The following is a 17,184-nucleotide window of genomic DNA, read 5'->3' as shown; positions in this document are numbered from 1 at the left end:
GTCTACTGCTCGGCGCGCCTGAAGTGCAGCACGGCGAGCTCGGTGGGGAAGACCGTGGTGCTCTTCTCGCCTTGGCGTTGGGCGCTTTCGGCGGCGATCGCGAGTGCTTGTTCGTGGGTGCGGGCGAGCAGGCGGTTGAGCTTCTTGAAGGCGCGGTCGTCGAGTTCGAGCGGGGTGCGTTGGACGATCACTTCGGGGTCGTCGAGCTTGCCGGCTTCCGAGGCGGCGCGCATGTCCTCGACGATCTCGGCGAGGGTTTCGCCGGAGAGCTCCTTGCGCAGGCTGGAGGGCAGCGTCTTCCACTGGTCCTCGTCGAGCGTGGGGCGCGCGGTTGCGCGGTAGAAGTGCTGCAGGGCGCCGCGGCGTGGCTCGGTGCGTACGAGCTCGACGCAGTCGTAGTCGCGCAACATTCGGACGTGGTAGCTCACGACGCCCAGTGGGGCGCCGAGCTCCAGGGCGAGATCACCGGGGCTGGCGACGCGCTCGCCCAGTCGCTGCAGGATGCGGGCCCGCAGCGGATGGGCCAGCGCTTTCGCGATCCGCGCCTCCGACGTCTCGCCAGGAGGACGGGCCGGTTCTTCGCCGGATGAAGATTCTGTGACAGTGGGCATGGTGTCCGGATCGTAAATGTCGACCGTGTAGCACTCATAAGAAATTCGGTGGAACTCGTGCGCGGGCGCTTGATGGCGCGGGCGCACCCGCCTGCCGCGCCGGAGGCGCGCGCCTGGCGAACGCCCGCAGCGTGGCCTTGGCTTCGTCGTCCGGGAGGCCGTCGAGCGCCTCGATCGCCAGGTGCAGCTGCGCGAGCGTGAGCCCCGGCGCCTCGAGCGCCAGCCGCCCGGCCCAGCGCACCGCGGCCGGCTCGAAGCGTGTTTCGTCCTGCGCCTCGATCAGCTCGAGGATCGCGAGCGCCTCGGGCAGCGGGACGTGCCGCACCTCGGCCGCGACGCTCCGGACGCGCGCGAGGTCGCCGGCGCGCAGCGCCGCGGTGAGCCGTCTGATCGGCGAGCCGTCACTCGTCACGAACACATGTTCGCATCCGGTCCGGACGCTCGTCACGGCGGAGGAGTCAGGACGCGGCGCGCGAGCGCGCCGCCAGCCACTCGCCGAAGCGGCTCGCGACGATCCGCTCGTCATGCACGCCCGCCGCCTGCGGCGAGGCGAGCCAGACGATCGGCGGTCCCATGACCGCCGGGTCCAGGAGCCGCTCGCGCGCCGGCTGCGGCATCCCGTCGGGGATCATCCCGGTGTCGGTCGCGCCGCCGGGCAGCAGCAGGTTGGCCCGTACCCGCGTGTCCGCGAGGTCGGCGGCGACGATCCGGCCGAGCGCCTCGACCGCGGCGCCCGACGGCCCGTACGGCACGAAGCCCTTGCGGGTCATCGTCTGCTCGTTCATCGAGACGGTCACGATCTGACCGCCGCCCGCCGCGAGCATCCGCGGGACCACCTCGCGGGCGACGAGGAAGCACCCGGTCGCCTTGGTCTCCAGCACGTCGCGGAATCCGGCCGGCGAGACGTCCCAGAACGGCTGCGGGTCGGTCATGAACCGAGGATTGACGGTGCGCATGCCGATGCCGGCGTTGTTGACCAGCAGGTTCAGGCCGCCGAGCCGCCGGATGGCCTCCTCGACCCCGGCGGCGACCGCGGTCTCGTCGCGGACGTCGAGCGCCATCCCGGAGACACGGCCGCCCAGCTCGCTCGCGGCCTGGTCGGCACGGGTCCGGTCCCGGCTCGTGAGGACGACGCTCGCGCCGGCCTGCGCCAGCGCCTGCGCCATCGCGCGGCCGAGCCCGCTGGTGCCGCCCGTGACCAGCGCGCGGGTGCCGGTGAGATCGGCGGTCATGCTCCGACACTAGCGGCGCGGGCAGCCGCCCACGCCCAGCGAGGTCCCGCGCTCGTCGCCGCGGCGGGGGAGCGGCGGTGCGCCGCTTCCCGACGGGCCCACCGGTCTCAGGCGGCGACGAGGCCGGTGGTCTCGGCGAGCAGCTCGAGCGAGCGCAGGCGCGCGGCGATGGTGTCGCCCTGGTGCACGACCATCAGCTCGTCGGCGTCCGCGTGCGCGCGGAACTCGTCGAGGTAGGTCCTGACGGTGTCGGGGGTGCCGGCCGCGGTGTAGGTCAGCATCTGGTCGACGTGCAGGCCCTGCGGCGAGCGCAGCACGATCTCGAGCTCCTCGTCGCGCAGGCGCCGGCCGGGGCGGCTGAAGATGCCGCGCGCGAGCGTCCGCCGCCGCAGCTCCAGCTGCCGCCGGGCCTCCGCCTCGCTGTCGGAGGCCAGCACGTTGACGGCCGCGATCACGTACGGGGCGCCGAGCTGCGCCGAGGGCTTGAACTGCTCCCGGTAGACGGCGACGGCGGCCTCCAGCGCCTGCGGCGCGAAGTGCGAGGCGAACGCGTAGGGCAGCCCGAGCGCGGCGGCGAGCTGGGCGCCGAAGAGCGAGGAGCCGAGGATGTAGAGCGGGATACCGGTCCCCCGGCCGGGGATCGCGTGCACGTGCGGGATTCGCGTCTCGCCGCTGAGGTAGCCCTGCAGCTCGACGACGTCCTGGGGGAAGCTCTCGGCCGAGGTCGCGTCGCGCCGGAGCGCGCGCATCGTGTTCTGGTCGGTGCCTGGAGCGCGCCCGAGCCCGAGATCGATCCGGTCCGGGTGCAGCGTCGCAAGCGTGCCGAACTGCTCCGCGATCACGAGCGGCGCGTGGTTGGGCAGCATGACGCCGCCGGCGCCGAGCCGGATCCGCCGGGTGTTCGCGGCGATGTGGGCGATCAGGACGGCGGTCGCCGACGAGGCGATCGACTCGAAGTTGTGGTGCTCGGCGTACCAGACGCGCAGGTACCCCAGCTGCTCCGCCCGCTGCGCCAGCCGCACGCTCGCTTCGAGCGCGTCCTGCGGGGTCTCGTGCTCGCCGATCGGCGCGAGGTCGAGGACGGAGAGTGCAACGGACGAGGACATGCGTCCAAGCTAGCAGGTAGATAGACGGGCCAAACTATCCATCTGCGGTAGAGTCGGCGCTGTGCCGGGACCGACCGCCGCCGCCGATTCCGCCGCGCTCGAGCGCCTCGAGCGCGCACTCGTCTCGCTGCTCGGCTGGCTCAACGACCGCCAGACGATCGGCGATCTGGCGCAGCGCACCGGCCATGATCTCGCGCCGGCCTCATGGGCGCTGCTGGAGCACCTCGACGCCCGCGGCTCGATGCGCGTCTCCGACATCGCGGCGTGCCACGGCGTCCACACCTCCTCGATCACCCCGCGCCTCCAGCGCCTCGAGCAGGACGGCCTGATCGAGCGCGGGGCCGACCCGGCGGACGCGCGCGTCTCGATCATCCACATCGCCCCCCCGGGCCGCGCCGCCCTGCGCAGCATCCACCGCGCGCGCCGGCTCGCGCTCGCCGCCGCGCTGGACGGCTGCGCGGGCGAGGACCTCGAGCAGGCCGTGGAGATCGTGGCCTCGATCGCCGAGCGCCTGTCCGTGGATCGCCGGCCGCAGGCGCGCTGACACGGCTCCCGGCGCCCGGCCCACCGGTGCCGGGCGATCGCGCCCGGCTTGCCGGTGAGGCGCCCGTGGGCTCGTATCCACGGGATGCGGGCGATCGTGATCGAGAGGTTCGGCGGACCGGAGAGCCTCGTCTACAAGGAGCTGCCGGACCCGGAGCCCCAGCCGGGTCATGTCGTGATCGAGGTCAAGGCGTTCGGGCTCAACCACGCCGAGATGCACATGCGCCGGGGCGAGTGGGCCGAGGCCGCGGAGGTCAGCGGCATCGAATGCGTCGGGCTGGTGCGCGCCTGCCCCGGCGGCGAGCTCCCGGCCGGGGCCAAGGTCGCCGCGCTGATGGGCGGCCTCGGGCGCACGATCAACGGCAGCTACGCCGAGTACACCAGCGCGCCGGTGTCCAACGTCGCACCGATCGAATCGGACCTGCCGTGGGCGCAGCTCGCCGCGATCCCGGAGACCTATGCGACGGCGTGGACGTGCCTGTTCCGCAATCTCGAGCTGGCCCGCGGACAGACGCTGCTCATCCGCGGCGGGACCTCCTCGTTCGGCCAGGCCGCCGTCAACCTCGCGGTCGACGCGGGCGCGCGCGTCATCGCCACGACGCGCAAGCGCGAGCGCTTCTGCCTGCTCGAGGAGATCGGCGCGGAGCGTGCGGAGCTGGAAGGACCCGCGCTCTCCGAGCGGCTCCCCGAGGCCAAGCAGCTCGACGCGGTGCTCGATCTCGTGGGCAACAGCACGATCCTCGATTCGCTCGCGCTGCTGCGCCGCGGCGGCCGAGCGTGCCTCGCCGGCTGGCTGGGCGGCCTCGAGCCGATCGCCGACTTCAACCCGCTGCTGCAGATGGCGAGCGGCGTCTACCTGACCTTCTTCGGCAGCTTCGTGTTCGGAACACCCGGGTTCCCGCTCGACGACGTGCCGCTGCAGGCGATCGCGGCGCAGGTCGCGGCCGGGCGGCTGCGGGCGAAGCCGTCGCGCGTGTTCGGGTTCGAGGAGATCCGCGAGGCCCATCGCGTGATGGAGCGCAACGAGGCGCACGGCAAGATGGTGGTCGTGCGCGCCTGACCCGAGCGGTCAGGGCTCGGACGGGATCCAGGCGGCGAACGCCTCGATGTGCCCGCGCAGGATCGCCGCGGCCCGTTCCGCGTCGCCGGCATCGATCGCCTCCAGGACCGGCAGGTGCGACTCGGCCGCCTCGGCCAGCTCGGCGGCGTGCTTGATCAAGGTGATCGTGGTGCGCAGCTCGACGTGCAGCGAGCGCCAGAGCTCCTGGAGGGTGCGGTTGCCGGAGGCCTCGACGATGATGCGGTGGAACGCCACGTCGTGGGCGATGAACGCGTGCACGTCGCCCTGCCTGGCCGCCCGCCGCATCGCCGCGAGCTCGGCCTCGAGCGGCTTCACGTCGCCGGCCAGCGTGGGAGTGGCGGAACGGGCGGCCACCTCCTCGAGCGCAGCACGGACCGGATAGATCTCCCTCAGCTCCTCCGCCGTGACCTCGCGCACGCGCGCGCCGCGGAACGGCTCGGAGACGACGAGCCGCAGCAGCTCGAGCTCGCGCAGCGCCTCGCGCACCGGCGCCTGGCTGACGCCGAACTCCTCCGCGACGCGCATCTCGACGATGCGGTCGCCGGGGCCGTAGACGCCGTCGAGGATGCGCTCCACGAGCGCGTCCTTGACCTGGTCGCGAAGCATGCTCCGGGTCACCACCACTTGACCGAGCCTATCGATTATCTATGATCTCGGCGACCCCGAGGCAAGGAGGAGCGATGCGCGCCCTCGTGGTGACGGCGCCGAACGAGTTCGCGGTCGAGGACGTCCAGCGACCCCGGCCGGGGCACTTCGAGGTGCTCTGCAAGGTCCGCGCGGTCGCGATCTGCGGCACCGATCCCCACATCATCGAAGGCGACTACCCGGGGTTCTGGCCGAAGGCGTGGCCGCTGATCCCCGGGCACGAGTGGTGCGGGGAGATCGTCGAGGTGGGCGAAGGCGCCGCGGCGCTCGGGTGGGAGCCCGGCACGCGCGTGGCCGGCACCTCGCATGCCGCCTGCGGCTACTGCCGGCGCTGCGTCGAGGGCCGGTACAACATCTGCGAGAACTTCGGCGTCGACGGGCTGCACGCGCAGTACGGACACAACGCCGACGGCGCCTACGCCGAGTACGTCGTGCACTCGGTCAAGAGCGTCTTCGCGGTCCCCGACTCGATCTCCGACGAGGAGGCGGCGATGCTCGACCCGACCGCGATCGCGCTGCATACCGTGATCCGCGGCGGCCACCGCGCCGGCGACACGGTCGCCGTCGTCGGCCCCGGGGTGATGGGGCTGCTCGTCGCCGAGTGCGCCCACGCGCTCGGTGCGGGCCGCGTGATCGTCGTCGGCCGCGGGCAGCGGCTGGCGAAGGCGTCCGCGCTCGGCCACGAGACCGTCGACGTCGAGGCCGGCGATCCGGTCGCCGCGATCCGCGGGCTCACCGGCGCAGGCGGGGCCGACGTCGCGCTCGAGTGCTCCGGCGCGGCGGAGGCGGTCGCGCAGTGCGTCGGCATGGTGCGCAAGGGCGGCCGCGTCGCCGTCATCGGGATCCCGTTCGAGGACGCCCGCGTCCCGATGCAGCGGCTCGTGCTCGACGAGATCGACGTCGTCGGGGTGCGCGCGGCGGCGGGCGAGATGCCGCGCGCGATCCAGCTCGTCGCTTCAGGCAGGCTGCGGCTGCGCGAGCTCATCACGCACCGCTTCGGGCTCGAGGACTTCGGCGACGCGTACGCGACGTTCACCGAGCGCCGCGACGGCGCCCTGAAGGTGGTCGTGCGGCCATGAGCGATCCGCGCGTGCTGCTCTCGTGCGCGATCACGGGCGGCATGAGCGTGCCCGGCCAGAGCGCGGCGATCCCGATCACGCCGGAGGAGATCGTCGACTCCGCGGTCGCCGCGCACGCCGCGGGCGCCGCGATCGTCCACCTCCACGTCCGCGAGCCCGAGACCGGCAGGCCGGTGTCGGACCTGGGGCTGTTCAAGCACGTGATGGCCGGCATCGCCGAGCGCTGCGACGCGATCGTGCAGCCGACGACCGGCGGCGGCGTGGGGATGACGATCGACGAGCGTGCGCGGGTGGTGGCCGAGTGCCGGCCGGAGATGGCGACGTTCAACTGCGGCTCGTTCAACTTCGGCATCTTCGGCGTCAAGCCGCGGCCGGAGATGGCGCCGTGGGAGGTCGAGTACCTGGACGGCACGCGCGACTACATCTTTCGCAACACCTTCAAGGACGTCTACCGGCTGGCGGAGATCTTCCGCGAGGCGGACACGAAGCCCGAGTACGAGGTCTACGACGTGGGCCACATCTACAACCTCCGCCACCTCGCCGACCAGGGGCTGGTCGACTTCCCCGCGCACCTGCAGTTCGTGCTCGGGGTGCTGGGCGCCAACGCGGCGACGATCGAGCAGCTCGTGCACATGCACCGGACCGCCGTCAGCCTGTTCGGCGCGGACGGGTTCACGTGGTCGGCCGCCGGCGTCGGCTACCCGGCCCAGTTCCACCTCGCCGCGACGTCGATGATGCTCGGCGGGCACATCCGCGTGGGCCTGGAGGACAACCTGCGCGTCGCGCGCGACCGGCGCGCGCAGTCGAACGCCGAGCTGGTCGAGAAGGCGCTGGCGATCGCGCCGCTGCTGGACCGCGAGCCGACCGGCCCGCCCGGCGCGCGCGAGCTGTTGTCTCTCGATCATCGATAATCTATCGTTCCGGCACCGAGGGAGGAGAGAGCATGGCCGCCACGCAGCAGCATCAGGTCCTGGGTACGAACTTCGGGTCGGACGAGTTCCCGGTCCGGTGGGAGGAGGGCGAGAAGGAGCTCTTCTGGATCCACGACGACCTGCACATCCCGAACCCCGTGTCGCCGCTGTTCTTCGACATCGGCGGCTGGTGGTTGACCTGCGACCACATGTTCAGGCGCTTCGGCACCCCGTTCGCCTGCGACTGGATCGCCAAGGAGATCAACGGCTACGTCTATACGGCGGCGATCCCGTGCGATCCGTCGCTGCGCGCCGAGGCGACGGAGTACGAGAGCCGCTACGCGCCGCGCACGCCGCGCGACCCTGAGTACGCCGGCCAGATCGGTGGGTATCTCGGCGGCGTGCTGCCGGTCTACGCGTCCAACTTCATGCAGTGGTGGAAGGACCGGCTGCGGCCGGAGATCGAGCGCAACTTCGCGTACCTCGACGGCTTCGACTACGACGGCGCGTCGCTGCTCGAGCTCGCGGTCCTGCTCGAGGACGCGATCGACGTGCACGACCGCCACTGGAAGATCCACTGGATGCTCAACTTCGCGCAGTTCGCCTCGACCACGAACCTGAACGCGGCGATCGCGGAGGTCGGCGCCGACACGGGGCTGATGGGGCGCCTGCAGTCCAGCGTCGAGGACCGCAACTGGGACTCGATCGAGGACCTCTGGAAGGCCAAGCAGGAGGTCGTGGATGACGCCGAGCTGCGGGCCGCGTTCGAGGCGCCGACGGCGCCGGAGGTGATGGCGGCGCTCGGCGGCTCCGAGCGCGGCCGGCGCTTCATCGCCGAGCGGATCGAGACCCACCAGCGCACCTTCGGCTACAAGTCGATCTGGTCGCACGAGCTGATGTACAAGCTGTGGGCCGAGGACCCCGCGCCGATCATCGAGGCGATCCGCGGGTACATCGCGACCGACTACGACTACCCGTCGAGCCTGCGGGCCGTGCGCGACGACCTCGAGGACGCCAAGCGCGCGGTCATGGAGGGCGTCGAGGGCGCCGATCGCGAGAAGCTCGCCGCCGCCCTGCAGCTGTCGCTGAACATGAACCCGCTCACGCCGGACCACCACTTCTACGTCGACCAGGGGACCAACGCCCGGCTGCGGGTCGTGGCGATGGCGGCCGGCCGCAAGCTCGTCGAGGCCGGCGCGCTCGCCGATCCCGAGGACGTCGTCTTCCTGCACTACAACGAGCTGCGGCGCCTGCTGGCCGACCCGCAGGCCTTCGACGCGCGCGAGCTCGTGTCCGACCGCCGCGACGACCGCGAGGACGCGTTCGAGCGGCGCCCGCCGGCGTGGCTGGGGACCGCGACGCAGGAGGCGCTGGACTTCCCCTACGCGGGACTGTGGGGCTTCCCGGACCGCTTCTACGCGGGCGAGCCGACCACCACCGGGGAGATCAAGGGGCTCGCCGCGTCGCCCGGCGTCGTCGAAGGATCGGCGCGCTTCGTCTCCTCGCTGGCGGAGTTCGACCAGGTGCAGGAGGGCGAGATCCTCGTGTGCCGCATGACCAACCCCGCGTGGGTCGTGCTGTTCACGAAGATCGCCGGGCTGGTCACCGAGGCCGGCGGCACCGTCTCTCACCCGGCGGTCGTGGCGCGCGAGTTCGGCATCCCGGCGGTCGTGGGCACCGGCAACGCCGGCGAGCGGATCAAGACCGGCGACCGCGTGCGGGTCAACGGCGCGACCGGCGTGGTCGAGATCCTCGGGTGACGGCGGAAGCCGAACCGACCTGGCTGGCGCCCTCCTCGCTCGAGGAGGCGCTGGCGCTGCGCGACGAGCACGGCGACGAGGCGACCGTGCTGGCGGGCGGGACCTTCCTGGGCATCCTGATGAACCAGGGCTTCCTCAGCCCGGCGGCGTTCCTGTCGCTCGGCCGCGTCGCCGGGCTCGGTACGATCGAGACCGCCGGCGGATGGCTCCGGCTGGGCGCGATGGCGACGCACACCGCCGTCGCGCGCTCTGAGGCGGTGCGCACCGGGTGGCCGGCGCTGGCGCGCGCGTTCGGGCTCGTGGCGAGCCCGCGGATCCGCAACCAGGCCACGGTCGGCGGGGTGCTGGCGGACGCGGACTACGCGTCCGACCCGCCGGCGATGCTCGCGGCGCTCGGCGCGCAGGTCGTCCTGCGCTCGGTTCGCGGCGAGCGCACGGTCACCGTCGGCGAGCTGATCCTCGGCTACTACGAGACCTGCATCGAGCCCGACGAGCTGCTGGTCGAGGTCGTGGTCCCGCCGGCGCCGGAGCGGGCGGTCTACCGCAAGTTCCGGGCCCGCTCGACCGAGGACCGGCCGTGCGTCGCCGTCGCCGCCACGCGCGACGACGGGCGCGTGCGCGTCGTCGTCGGCGCCGTCGCGGAGGTGCCCCAGCATTTCCCGGACGTGTGCGGGCTCGCCGACGGGCAGCCGCTCGAGCCGGCGCTGCGCGAGGAGATCGCGCGCCGCTACGCCGAGCGCGTCGAGCCGATGGAGGACGCCCGCGGCTCGGCGGCCTACCGGCGCCGGGTAACCGCCGTCGAGGTGCGGCGCGCGCTCGAGGAGCTCGCACCGTGAACGTCGCGGGCCTCGACGCGCGCGTGACCGGCGCGCAGCGCTATGCGTGCGACGCCGAGCGTCCCGGGATGCTGCACGCCGCCTTCGTCCGCTCGCCGCACGCCCACGCGCGCGTGCGCGCCGTCGACGTGAGCGGGCTCCCGGACGGCTGCGTCACACTGACCGGCGCCGACGTCGAGGACCTCGGCGCCTACGGTTGCCAGGTCAAGGACCAGCTCGTGCTGGCGGATGTCGCGCGGTTCGCCGGCGACATCGTCGCCGCGGTGGCCGCGCCGACGCGCGCAGCCGCGAGAGCCGCGGCCGCGCTTGTGGAGGTCGAGTGGGACGAGCTGCCGGCGGTCTTCGACCCGGTCGAGGCCGTGGCGCCCGGCGCGCCGGCGCTGCACGAGCAGTCGGGGGCGTCGGCGCACGACGCGGTGTCGATCGACGTGCGCCCGATCGAGGGCTCCAACGTCTGTCATCGCTTCCTGATCCGCCACGGCGACGCCGCGGCGGCGATGGCGCAGGCCGACGTCGTCGTCGAGGAGGCCTTCCGGACCCCGAGCGCCGCGCACATGGCGCTCGAGCCGCACGCCACGCTCGCCGAGTGGAACGACGAGCGGCTCACGGTCTGGACCGCGACGCAGACGCCGTACAACGTGCGCAGCGACCTGGCCGGGGTCTTCCGCCTCCCCGAGGAGCGCATCCGGATCGTCGCCCCGCCGATGGGCGGCTCGTTCGGGGCCAAGACCTTCGTGCGGCTCGAGGCGGTGGTGGCCGCGCTCGCCCGCAAGGCGGGGGCGCCGGTGAAGGCGGTGCTCGACCGCGCCGAGGAGTTCGCGACGCTCAACCGCCACCCGGCGACGGTGCGCGTGCGTATCGGCGCGCGCCGCGATGGGACGCTCGTCGCGAAGGAGCTCGACTGCTGGGTCGACACGGGCGCCTATGCCGACTGCGGGCCGGGCGTCGCGACCAAGCTCGGCTACGCCGGCGTCGGGCCGTACCGGATCCCGAACGTGCGCGTCGACTCGCTCGCGATCTACACCAACCTGCCGCCCAACGGCGCGTATCGCGGCTACGGCGCCATGCAGTCGGTGTGGGCCTCCGAGCGCACGATGGACGTGCTCGCGGAAGCGCTCGGCATGAGCCCGCTCGAGCTGCGGCGCAGGAACCTGCTGCGCGACGGCGACCGCTTCGCGACGGGCGAGGTGATGCACGACGTCCACTTCGAGGAGTGCCTGCAGGCGGCCGCCGACGCCGTCGGCTACGAGGACGACCCGCGCGGCAAGGGCCTGTGCGTCCTGCTGAAGGGGATGCAGACGCCGAGCCGCGCGCAGATCAGCGTCGAGCGCACGCCGATCGGCTACGTCATCCGCTCCGCCTCATGCGAGATGGGGCAGGGGATCCGCCGCTCGCTGCGGCTCATGGGCGCCGAGATGCTCGGCTGCGAGCCCGGCCAGATCGAGGTGCCGGACCCTGACACCGACAGCTCGCCGTACGACACGCGCACGACGTCCAGCCGCTCGACGCACATGATGGGCCGCGCGCTCGAGCGGGCCGTCGCCGACCTGCGCGTGGGGGACGGCGAGCGCGGCGTGGGCGAGATCGTCAACGAGGGCGGCCTCGACCCCGACACGGGCCAGGGCGTCGCCTCGTCGCACTGGCATCAGGGCGCGGCAGCCGCCCACGTGACCGTCGACGAGCAGACGGGCGCGGTGCGCGTCGAGCACCTGCACGCGTCGGTCTACGCCGGCCGCGTCGTCAACCGCGAGGGGGCCGAGCTGCAGAACGAGGGCTCGATGATCATGGGCCTGGGCACCGCGCTGCTCGAGCGCATCGCGTTCGCGGACGGACAGGTCTCCAACGCGAACTTCTCCGACTACAACATCCCGGCTGCGGCGGACCTCCCCGTGCGGATGACGCACGACCTGATCGAGCGCGAGGGGGCCGAGGTCCATGGGCTCGGGGAGACCGCGCTTCCGCCCGTCCCGGCGGCGATCGGGAACGCGCTGCACTCGCTCGGCCTGCACGTGACCGAGCTGCCGATCACGCCCGAGGCCGTGCTGGAGGCGGTCGACCGCAGGTGAGCGTGGAGCTGATCCTCAACGGCCGCGCGGCCGTGCTCGACGCCCGGACCGACGAGATGCTGCTGCCGGCGCTGCGCCGCGCGGGGCTGCTGTCGGTCCGCGAGACCTGCGCCATCGGCGTGTGCGGCGCCTGCACCGTGCTGCTCGACGGCGAGCCGGTGTCGGGCTGCCTGACGCTGGCCGCGCAGGCCGCGGGGCGCGAGGTGACCACGGTCGAGGGGCTCGACGGGGACCCCGTGCAGCGCGCGTTCGCCGAGGCGCACGCGTTCCAGTGCGGCTGGTGCACGCCCGGCTTCGTGCTCGCCGCCAAGCGGCTGCTGGAGCTCAACCCGTCGCCCGGCGACGAGGAGATCGCCGAGGCGCTGGGCGGCAACCTGTGCCGCTGTGGGTCCTACGTCAAGATCGCCGAGGCGGTGCGCCGATGCGCCTCGTGACCTACGACGCCGGCGCGGGGCCGCGCGTCGGCGCGCTCGCGGACGGGACGGTCCACGACCTCGGCTTCGACGGCGACATGGTCGCCTTCATCGCCGCCGGCGCGCCCGCCGGCACGCGCACGCCGGTGAACGGCGACGTCCGCCTGCTGGCGCCGCTGCGCCCGCGCTCGCTGCGCGACTTCCTCGCGTTCGAAGGCCATATGAAGGCCGCGCTCAGTCGGCTCGGGCGCGACATCCCCGCCGAGTGGTACGAGGTCCCCGCCTACTACAAGGGCATGCCCGACACGGTGATCGGGCCGGACGAGGAGATCCCGTGGCCGGCCTGGACCGACCGGCTCGATCACGAGCTCGAGCTGGCCGCGGTCATCGGCCCGGCGCCGGTGCGCGACCTCACGCCCGAGACGGCGCGGTCGGCCGTCTTCGGCTGGACGATCTGGAACGACATGTCCGCCCGCGACGTGCAGGCGCGCGAGCTGCCGATCGGAATGGGTCCCGGCAAGGCCAAGGACTGGGACGGCTCCAACGTGCTCGGGCCCTGCATCGTGACCGCCGACGAGCTCGACGCCGCGGACGTGCGGATGACCGTGCGCGTCAACGGCGAGACGTGGGGCGAGGCGTCCTCGGGCGCGATGCACCACGGCTTCGGCGACCTGATCGCCTACGCCTCACGCTCGCAGACCCTCTATCCAGGCGAGGTGATCGGCTCGGGGACCGCGCCCGGCGGCTCGGGCATCGAGCTCGACCGCCGGCTGGCCCCGGGCGACGTCGTCGAGATGGAGATCGAGGGCATCGGCGTGCTGCGCAACACCATCGCAACGAAGGGAGCCTGAGATGGCCTACGTCGTGTCGGCGAAGTGGCGGGCGAAGCCCGGCAAGGAGGAACGGCTCGCCGAAGTCTGCCGGGAGATGACCGACCCGTCGCGCGCGGAGCCCGGCAACCGCTTCTACCAGGCGCACCGCTCGCCCGAGGACCCGCAGCTGTTCTATCTCTACGAGCAGTACGTCGACGAGGCCGGCTACCAGGCCCACATGGACTCCGAGCACTTCACGCGGCTCGTGAAGGGCGAGGCGATCCCCGAGCTGCTGGAAGCGCGTGAGCGCGAGTTCTTCGAGACCTTCTGAGCCGCGCTGGCAGGACCGCCTGCCGCCCGGCCCGGCGGCCGCCTCGGCGGAGGCGGCCGCGCGCGGCCACGCGATCCGCGCGGGCGCTCCGTCCCGTTCGCAGGCCTCGCCGCCCGCGGCCGACGACGTCGCGTCGCCGCGGCGGCCGCGGGCGCGGCTGCGGCTCGTCCTGCCCGCCGCCGCCGCGCTGGCCGTGGTCGTCGCCGTCCTGGTGCGCCGGTACGGCTGAGCTCAGGCCGCGAGCGGCTCGACGCCGAGGTAGCGGCGCTGGGCGTCCTCGTCGGCCTCCAGCGCCGCCGCCGTCGTCTCGAGCGCGATGCGGCCGGCGACCATCACGAGGATGCGGTCGGCGAGGGCCGTCGCCACGCTGAGGTTCTGCTCGACCAGCAGCAGGCCGATCCCCTCGCCGGCGAGCGTGCGGCACGTCTCGACCAGCTCCTCGACGACCCGCGGCGCGAGCCCTTCCGAGGGCTCGTCCATCAGCAGGACGCGCGGGTTCGTGAGCAGCGCGCGGGCGATGGCGAGCATCTGCTGCTCGCCGCCGGAGAGCTGCGTCCCGCCGACCTTGCGGCGCTCGGCGAGTCGTGGGAACAGCGCGTAGACGGCGTCGATCGACCAGCGCCCGCGCTTGACGAGGCGCGGGCTGATCATCCGCAGGTGCTCCTCGACGCTCAGCGAGCCGAACAGGCGCCGGCCCTGGGGCACGTAGCCGATGCCGGCCTGGCAGATGCGATACGACGGCCGGCCGGCGAGCTCGGCGCCGGCGAAGCGGATCGACCCCTGCACGGTCGGCGGCTGGATGCCGGCGATCGCGCGGCAGAGCGTCGTCTTGCCCATGCCGTTGCGGCCGACGATCGCCACCGGCTCGCCGCCGACCGCGAACGTCGCGTCCTCGACGGCGAGCGCGGAGCCGTAGTGGGCGCGCAGCCCGGCGACCTCCAGCAGCTGCTCACTCTCCGCCATGGCCGCTCCCGAGGTAGATGTCGTGGACGAGCTTGCTGGCGCGGATCTCGGCGGGCGTGCCCTCGAGCAGCAGCGTGCCCTGGTGCAGCATCGTCACGCGCGCGGCGACCGTCAGCGCCACGTCCATGTCGTGCTCGATGATGATCAGCGTCACCTCCGGGTCGAGGTCGAGCAGCGTGCGGGTCAGCACGACGCGCTCTGCGCGCGAGAGGCCGGCCGCAGGCTCGTCGAGCATCAGCAGGCGCGGAGACGGGGCGAGCGCGAGCCCGACCTCGAGCTGGCGCTGCTCGCCGTGCGAGAGCGACCCGGCCGGCGCGTCGAGCCGGTCGGCGAGGCCGACCTGCGCGGCCACCTCGCGCGCCCGCTCGCGGCGCCCGCGGTCGGCGCGGCTGCGCAGCGGGCGCAGGTGCCCGCGCTGGGTGCCGAGCACGGCCACGTACAGGTTGTCCTCGACGCTGAGCCCCGCGAGGACGCGCGAGGTCTGGTACGTGCGGCCGAGCCCCAGCCGTACGCGCCGGCGCACGGCCATCGCCGTGACGTCGCGGCCGAACAGCTCGACCCTGCCCTCGGTCGGGGCGAGGTCGCCGGCGATCAGGTTGAACAGGGTCGACTTGCCGGCGCCGTTGGGGCCGAGGATCGCCCGCCGCTCGCCGCCGGCCACCTCGAGGTCGACGCCGCGCACGGCGTGGACGCCGCCGAAGCGCCGTCCCAGCTCGTGTACGCGCAGCAGCGTGGCGGTCATCGCGCCACCGACCCCGGCTCGGCCGGCCGGCCCAGGCTCTCGACCGACTGCTCGCCGCCGCCCGCGACCGGTCGCCGGCGCGTGCGGGCGCGCAGCTGCCCGGGGAGGCCCGTGACGCCGTCGGGGCTGAGGATGAGGATGACGAGCAGGATCAGCCCGATCCACGTCTCGAAGCGCCCGGTCACGCCGCGCGTGTAGGTGTCGAGCAGGGTGTAGAGCAGCGCGCCGATCCACGCGCCCTCGATCCGGTACAGGCCGCCGATGACCGCGATCGTGAGCAGCTGGATCGTCTGCGAGACGTCGATCGTTCCGGGCGAGATGCGCGTCTCGTGCCAGGTACCCAGCACGCCGGCGAGGGCCGCGAGGAAGGCGCCGCCGGCGAAGCCCAGCGTCCGCTGCGCGCGCACGTTGTAGCCGAGGGCGCGCATGCGGACCGGGTCGTCGCGCACCCCCTGCAGCGCGAGCCCGAACGGCGTGCGGGCGACGTAGCGGATGAGGGCGTACGCGCCGGCGCTGCAGGCGAGGGTCAGGTAGTAGATCGCCGCCGGGTGGCGGACCGGGTCGCCGATGAACCCGGGCGTCGCGACGCCGTTGATGCCCTCGTGGCCGCCGAAGGCGGTCACCTGTGAGAAGAAGTAGAACGTGATCACGCCCAGCGCGAGCGTGATCATCAGCAGGTAGATGCCCTCGCTGCCGCTCGCGACGGCGCCGAAGAGCGCGCCGAACGCGACCCCCACGGCGATCGCGACGAGCGCCGCGGGGATCGGGTCCATCCCGCTGTTGACGATCAGGCGCGCCATCACGAAGCCGGCGATCCCATAGAGCGCGGTCTGCGCCAGCGACACCATGCCGCCGTAGCCGGCGAGGAACGTCAGGCTGGCGGCGGCCAGGCCGAGGTAGAGCGCACGCGACGCGACGGCGCCGGTGAAGTAGCCGGAGAAGACCAGCGGCACGAGCGCGAGCGCGATGACCACGGCGGGCGCGGCGAGCCGGCGCGCCGTCATGCCGTTCTCCCGAACAGGCCGGCGGGTCGCGCCGCCAGCACGGCCACGAGCAGGACGAACGTCAGCAGCACGGAGTAGTTGGTGTAGGCCGACGGCAGATACACGGCCGAGAGCTGCTCGACCAGGCCGAGCGCGAGGGCGCCGACCGCGGCTCCCTGCAGGCTTCCGAGCCCGCCGATGATCACGACGACGAGCGAGCTGAGAAGAAACTTGTCGTCCTCGCCCGGAGCCAGCGAGAGCACGGTGCCGCCGAAGACCCCGCCGAGCCCGGCGAGCAGCGCGCCGAGGAAGAACGCGCCGGCGAACACGAGCTGCACGTTGACGCCGAGCGCGGAGGTCATGCCGCGGTCGTCCACGCCGGCGCGGATGACCATGCCGAAGCGCGTGTGGCGGATCAGGACCCACAGGAGCGCGGCCACCGCCACGGCGGCGCCCATGATGAAGACGCGGAACGCGGGGTACTGCAGCTGGTACACGCCGAGGCTGACCGAGCCGGCGAGCGCCGGCGGCGGCGTGATCGTCTTCGGCTCGCCGCCGAAGCGCACGATCATCTGGTCGGCGAGGATCATCGCCACGGCGATCGTGATCAGCGCCTGGCGCAGGTCCTGCCCCTGGTTCCAGCGCAGCAGCAGCTGCTGCATCGCGAGCCCGAGCGCGCCGCAGCCGATGGCCGCGAGCAGCGCCGCCGGCCACCAGCCGAGGCCGTGGTCGATCAGGTCCAACGCGAGGTAGCCGCCGAGCAGATAGAGCGCGCCGTGGGCCATGTTGACCACGCGCATCAGCCCGAACACGAGCGTGAAGCCGCTCGCGGTGATGAAGTAGAGCGCGGCCAGGCTCAGCCCGTTGAGGGCCACGATCACGAACTGCGGACCGTTGCCGGTCAGGCCGAACCCCTTGCCGAACGCCTTGGAGGCCACCCAAGCGACGGCGAAGACGAGCAGCCCGATCGCCACGACGCCCGGCGCCCGGCGCGCGAGCACCATCGTCGGAACACCTCTCCTCATCGCGGCGATGGTAGTGCCTGAACCATCATCGGGCAACGATCATCG

General features: G+C 73.0%; 20 protein-coding genes. 11 read left to right on the top strand and 9 right to left on the bottom strand.

The features are described from left to right. Positions 1–2: 2 nt before the first annotated feature. The 4 genes from H958_RS0123335 to H958_RS0123315 form a co-directional block, all read right to left on the bottom strand. On the bottom strand, positions 3–698 hold the full coding sequence (locus H958_RS0123335) for an ArsR/SmtB family transcription factor (protein WP_156028204.1): 696 nt from the start codon (positions 696–698) through the stop codon (positions 3–5). Then, positions 646–1,023, bottom strand: coding sequence for a hypothetical protein (locus H958_RS0123325; RefSeq protein WP_156028202.1), 378 nt, complete (start codon positions 1,021–1,023; stop codon positions 646–648). Before H958_RS0123325 ends, H958_RS0123335 begins: the two co-directional genes overlap by 53 nt. 46 nt (positions 1,024–1,069) lie before the next feature. Further along, entirely contained in the window at positions 1,070–1,843 is a 774-nt protein-coding gene (locus H958_RS0123320; protein WP_028060413.1) for an SDR family NAD(P)-dependent oxidoreductase, read from the bottom strand. A 107-nt stretch (positions 1,844–1,950) separates the two neighbouring features. After that, positions 1,951–2,949: an LLM class flavin-dependent oxidoreductase gene (locus H958_RS0123315; RefSeq protein ID WP_028060412.1), complete on the bottom strand. Its 999-nt coding sequence runs from the start codon at positions 2,947–2,949 to the stop codon at positions 1,951–1,953. Between the two features lie 61 nt (positions 2,950–3,010). On the opposite strand from H958_RS0123315, the gene H958_RS39800 reads away from it, so the two are divergent. Beyond that, complete coding sequence (locus H958_RS39800) at positions 3,011–3,493, top strand: MarR family winged helix-turn-helix transcriptional regulator (RefSeq protein WP_037411285.1); 483 nt, start codon at positions 3,011–3,013, stop codon at positions 3,491–3,493. 84 nt (positions 3,494–3,577) lie between these two features. Next, positions 3,578–4,552: a zinc-binding alcohol dehydrogenase family protein gene (locus tag H958_RS0123305; protein ID WP_028060411.1), complete on the top strand. Its 975-nt coding sequence runs from the start codon at positions 3,578–3,580 to the stop codon at positions 4,550–4,552. A 9-nt stretch (positions 4,553–4,561) separates the two neighbouring features. Here H958_RS0123305 and H958_RS0123300 read toward each other — a convergent pair whose 3' ends face one another. After that, positions 4,562–5,191 carry a GntR family transcriptional regulator gene (locus tag H958_RS0123300; protein WP_231379353.1) on the bottom strand — a complete coding sequence of 210 codons (630 nt, stop codon included), beginning with the start codon at positions 5,189–5,191 and terminating at the stop codon, positions 4,562–4,564. A 62-nt stretch (positions 5,192–5,253) separates the two neighbouring features. Here H958_RS0123300 and H958_RS0123295 point away from each other — a divergent pair, with 62 nt between their 5' ends. From H958_RS0123295 to H958_RS0123255, 9 genes are read left to right on the top strand one after another with little or no spacing between them, the layout of a single operon-like run. Next, positions 5,254–6,297, top strand: coding sequence for a zinc-dependent alcohol dehydrogenase (locus H958_RS0123295; RefSeq protein ID WP_037411299.1), 1,044 nt, complete (start codon positions 5,254–5,256; stop codon positions 6,295–6,297). Further along, the gene (locus tag H958_RS0123290; protein ID WP_028060408.1) at positions 6,294–7,208 is read left to right on the top strand and encodes a BKACE family enzyme; all 915 of its coding nucleotides are present in this window, start codon (positions 6,294–6,296) and stop codon (positions 7,206–7,208) included. Before H958_RS0123295 ends, H958_RS0123290 begins: the two co-directional genes overlap by 4 nt. 32 nt (positions 7,209–7,240) lie before the next feature. After that, positions 7,241–8,968 carry a PEP-utilizing enzyme gene (locus H958_RS0123285; RefSeq protein ID WP_028060407.1) on the top strand — a complete coding sequence of 576 codons (1,728 nt, stop codon included), beginning with the start codon at positions 7,241–7,243 and terminating at the stop codon, positions 8,966–8,968. Beyond that, on the top strand, positions 8,965–9,804 hold the full coding sequence (locus H958_RS0123280) for an FAD binding domain-containing protein (protein WP_028060406.1): 840 nt from the start codon (positions 8,965–8,967) through the stop codon (positions 9,802–9,804). The genes H958_RS0123285 and H958_RS0123280 overlap by 4 nt, the downstream gene beginning before the upstream one ends. Further along, positions 9,801–11,870: a xanthine dehydrogenase family protein molybdopterin-binding subunit gene (locus tag H958_RS39795; protein WP_051324723.1), complete on the top strand. Its 2,070-nt coding sequence runs from the start codon at positions 9,801–9,803 to the stop codon at positions 11,868–11,870. The genes H958_RS0123280 and H958_RS39795 overlap by 4 nt, the downstream gene beginning before the upstream one ends. Beyond that, the gene (locus H958_RS0123270) at positions 11,867–12,304 is read left to right on the top strand and encodes a (2Fe-2S)-binding protein (RefSeq protein WP_028060405.1); all 438 of its coding nucleotides are present in this window, start codon (positions 11,867–11,869) and stop codon (positions 12,302–12,304) included. The genes H958_RS39795 and H958_RS0123270 overlap by 4 nt, the downstream gene beginning before the upstream one ends. Next, entirely contained in the window at positions 12,292–13,134 is an 843-nt protein-coding gene (locus tag H958_RS0123265; RefSeq protein WP_028060404.1) for a fumarylacetoacetate hydrolase family protein, read from the top strand. Before H958_RS0123270 ends, H958_RS0123265 begins: the two co-directional genes overlap by 13 nt. Before the next feature lies 1 nt (position 13,135). Next, positions 13,136–13,426: a putative quinol monooxygenase gene (locus H958_RS0123260; protein WP_028060403.1), complete on the top strand. Its 291-nt coding sequence runs from the start codon at positions 13,136–13,138 to the stop codon at positions 13,424–13,426. Further along, a complete protein-coding gene (locus H958_RS0123255; RefSeq protein ID WP_028060402.1) occupies positions 13,398–13,655 on the top strand; it encodes a hypothetical protein in 258 nt (85 codons plus the stop codon). Before H958_RS0123260 ends, H958_RS0123255 begins: the two co-directional genes overlap by 29 nt. Positions 13,656–13,657: 2 nt before the next feature. Here H958_RS0123255 and H958_RS0123250 read toward each other — a convergent pair whose 3' ends face one another. Genes H958_RS0123250 through H958_RS0123235 form a run of 4 tightly spaced genes read right to left on the bottom strand, consistent with a single transcriptional unit; the run spans position 13,658 to position 17,139 of the window. After that, positions 13,658–14,389: an ABC transporter ATP-binding protein gene (locus H958_RS0123250; RefSeq protein ID WP_028060401.1), complete on the bottom strand. Its 732-nt coding sequence runs from the start codon at positions 14,387–14,389 to the stop codon at positions 13,658–13,660. Further along, positions 14,376–15,131 (bottom strand): ABC transporter ATP-binding protein, encoded by a 756-nt coding sequence (locus H958_RS0123245; protein WP_028060400.1) that lies wholly within the window; start codon positions 15,129–15,131, stop codon positions 14,376–14,378. Before H958_RS0123245 ends, H958_RS0123250 begins: the two co-directional genes overlap by 14 nt. Further along, positions 15,128–16,135 carry a branched-chain amino acid ABC transporter permease gene (locus H958_RS39790; protein ID WP_051324722.1) on the bottom strand — a complete coding sequence of 336 codons (1,008 nt, stop codon included), beginning with the start codon at positions 16,133–16,135 and terminating at the stop codon, positions 15,128–15,130. Before H958_RS39790 ends, H958_RS0123245 begins: the two co-directional genes overlap by 4 nt. Continuing rightward, a complete protein-coding gene (locus H958_RS0123235; protein ID WP_196807513.1) occupies positions 16,132–17,139 on the bottom strand; it encodes a branched-chain amino acid ABC transporter permease in 1,008 nt (335 codons plus the stop codon). The genes H958_RS39790 and H958_RS0123235 overlap by 4 nt, the downstream gene beginning before the upstream one ends. Between the last annotated feature and the right edge of the window lie 45 nt (positions 17,140–17,184).

Source organism: Candidatus Solirubrobacter pratensis, assembly GCF_000425945.1.
GTDB classification, from domain to species: domain Bacteria; phylum Actinomycetota; class Thermoleophilia; order Solirubrobacterales; family Solirubrobacteraceae; genus Solirubrobacter; species Solirubrobacter pratensis.
Note: the sequence above shows the minus strand (reverse complement) of the source record. Positions and strands in the feature narration are given on the sequence as shown.

What these genes read in the sequence shown, in the direction of transcription:
- H958_RS0123320 (WP_028060413.1), bottom strand. Translation starts at nt 1,843, where the DNA reads ATGACCGCCGATCTCACCGGCACCCGCGCGCTGGTCACGGGCGGCACC.
- H958_RS0123315 (WP_028060412.1), bottom strand. Translation starts at nt 2,949, where the DNA reads ATGTCCTCGTCCGTTGCACTCTCCGTCCTCGACCTCGCGCCGATCGGC.
- H958_RS0123305 (WP_028060411.1), top strand. Translation starts at nt 3,578, where the DNA reads ATGCGGGCGATCGTGATCGAGAGGTTCGGCGGACCGGAGAGCCTCGTC.
- H958_RS0123295 (WP_037411299.1), top strand. Translation starts at nt 5,254, where the DNA reads ATGCGCGCCCTCGTGGTGACGGCGCCGAACGAGTTCGCGGTCGAGGAC.
- H958_RS0123290 (WP_028060408.1), top strand. Translation starts at nt 6,294, where the DNA reads ATGAGCGATCCGCGCGTGCTGCTCTCGTGCGCGATCACGGGCGGCATG.
- H958_RS0123285 (WP_028060407.1), top strand. Translation starts at nt 7,241, where the DNA reads ATGGCCGCCACGCAGCAGCATCAGGTCCTGGGTACGAACTTCGGGTCG.
- H958_RS0123265 (WP_028060404.1), top strand. Translation starts at nt 12,292, where the DNA reads ATGCGCCTCGTGACCTACGACGCCGGCGCGGGGCCGCGCGTCGGCGCG.
- H958_RS0123260 (WP_028060403.1), top strand. Translation starts at nt 13,136, where the DNA reads ATGGCCTACGTCGTGTCGGCGAAGTGGCGGGCGAAGCCCGGCAAGGAG.
- H958_RS0123250 (WP_028060401.1), bottom strand. Translation starts at nt 14,389, where the DNA reads ATGGCGGAGAGTGAGCAGCTGCTGGAGGTCGCCGGGCTGCGCGCCCAC.
- H958_RS0123245 (WP_028060400.1), bottom strand. Translation starts at nt 15,131, where the DNA reads ATGACCGCCACGCTGCTGCGCGTACACGAGCTGGGACGGCGCTTCGGC.
- H958_RS39790 (WP_051324722.1), bottom strand. Translation starts at nt 16,135, where the DNA reads ATGACGGCGCGCCGGCTCGCCGCGCCCGCCGTGGTCATCGCGCTCGCG.
- H958_RS0123235 (WP_196807513.1), bottom strand. Translation starts at nt 17,139, where the DNA reads ATGAGGAGAGGTGTTCCGACGATGGTGCTCGCGCGCCGGGCGCCGGGC.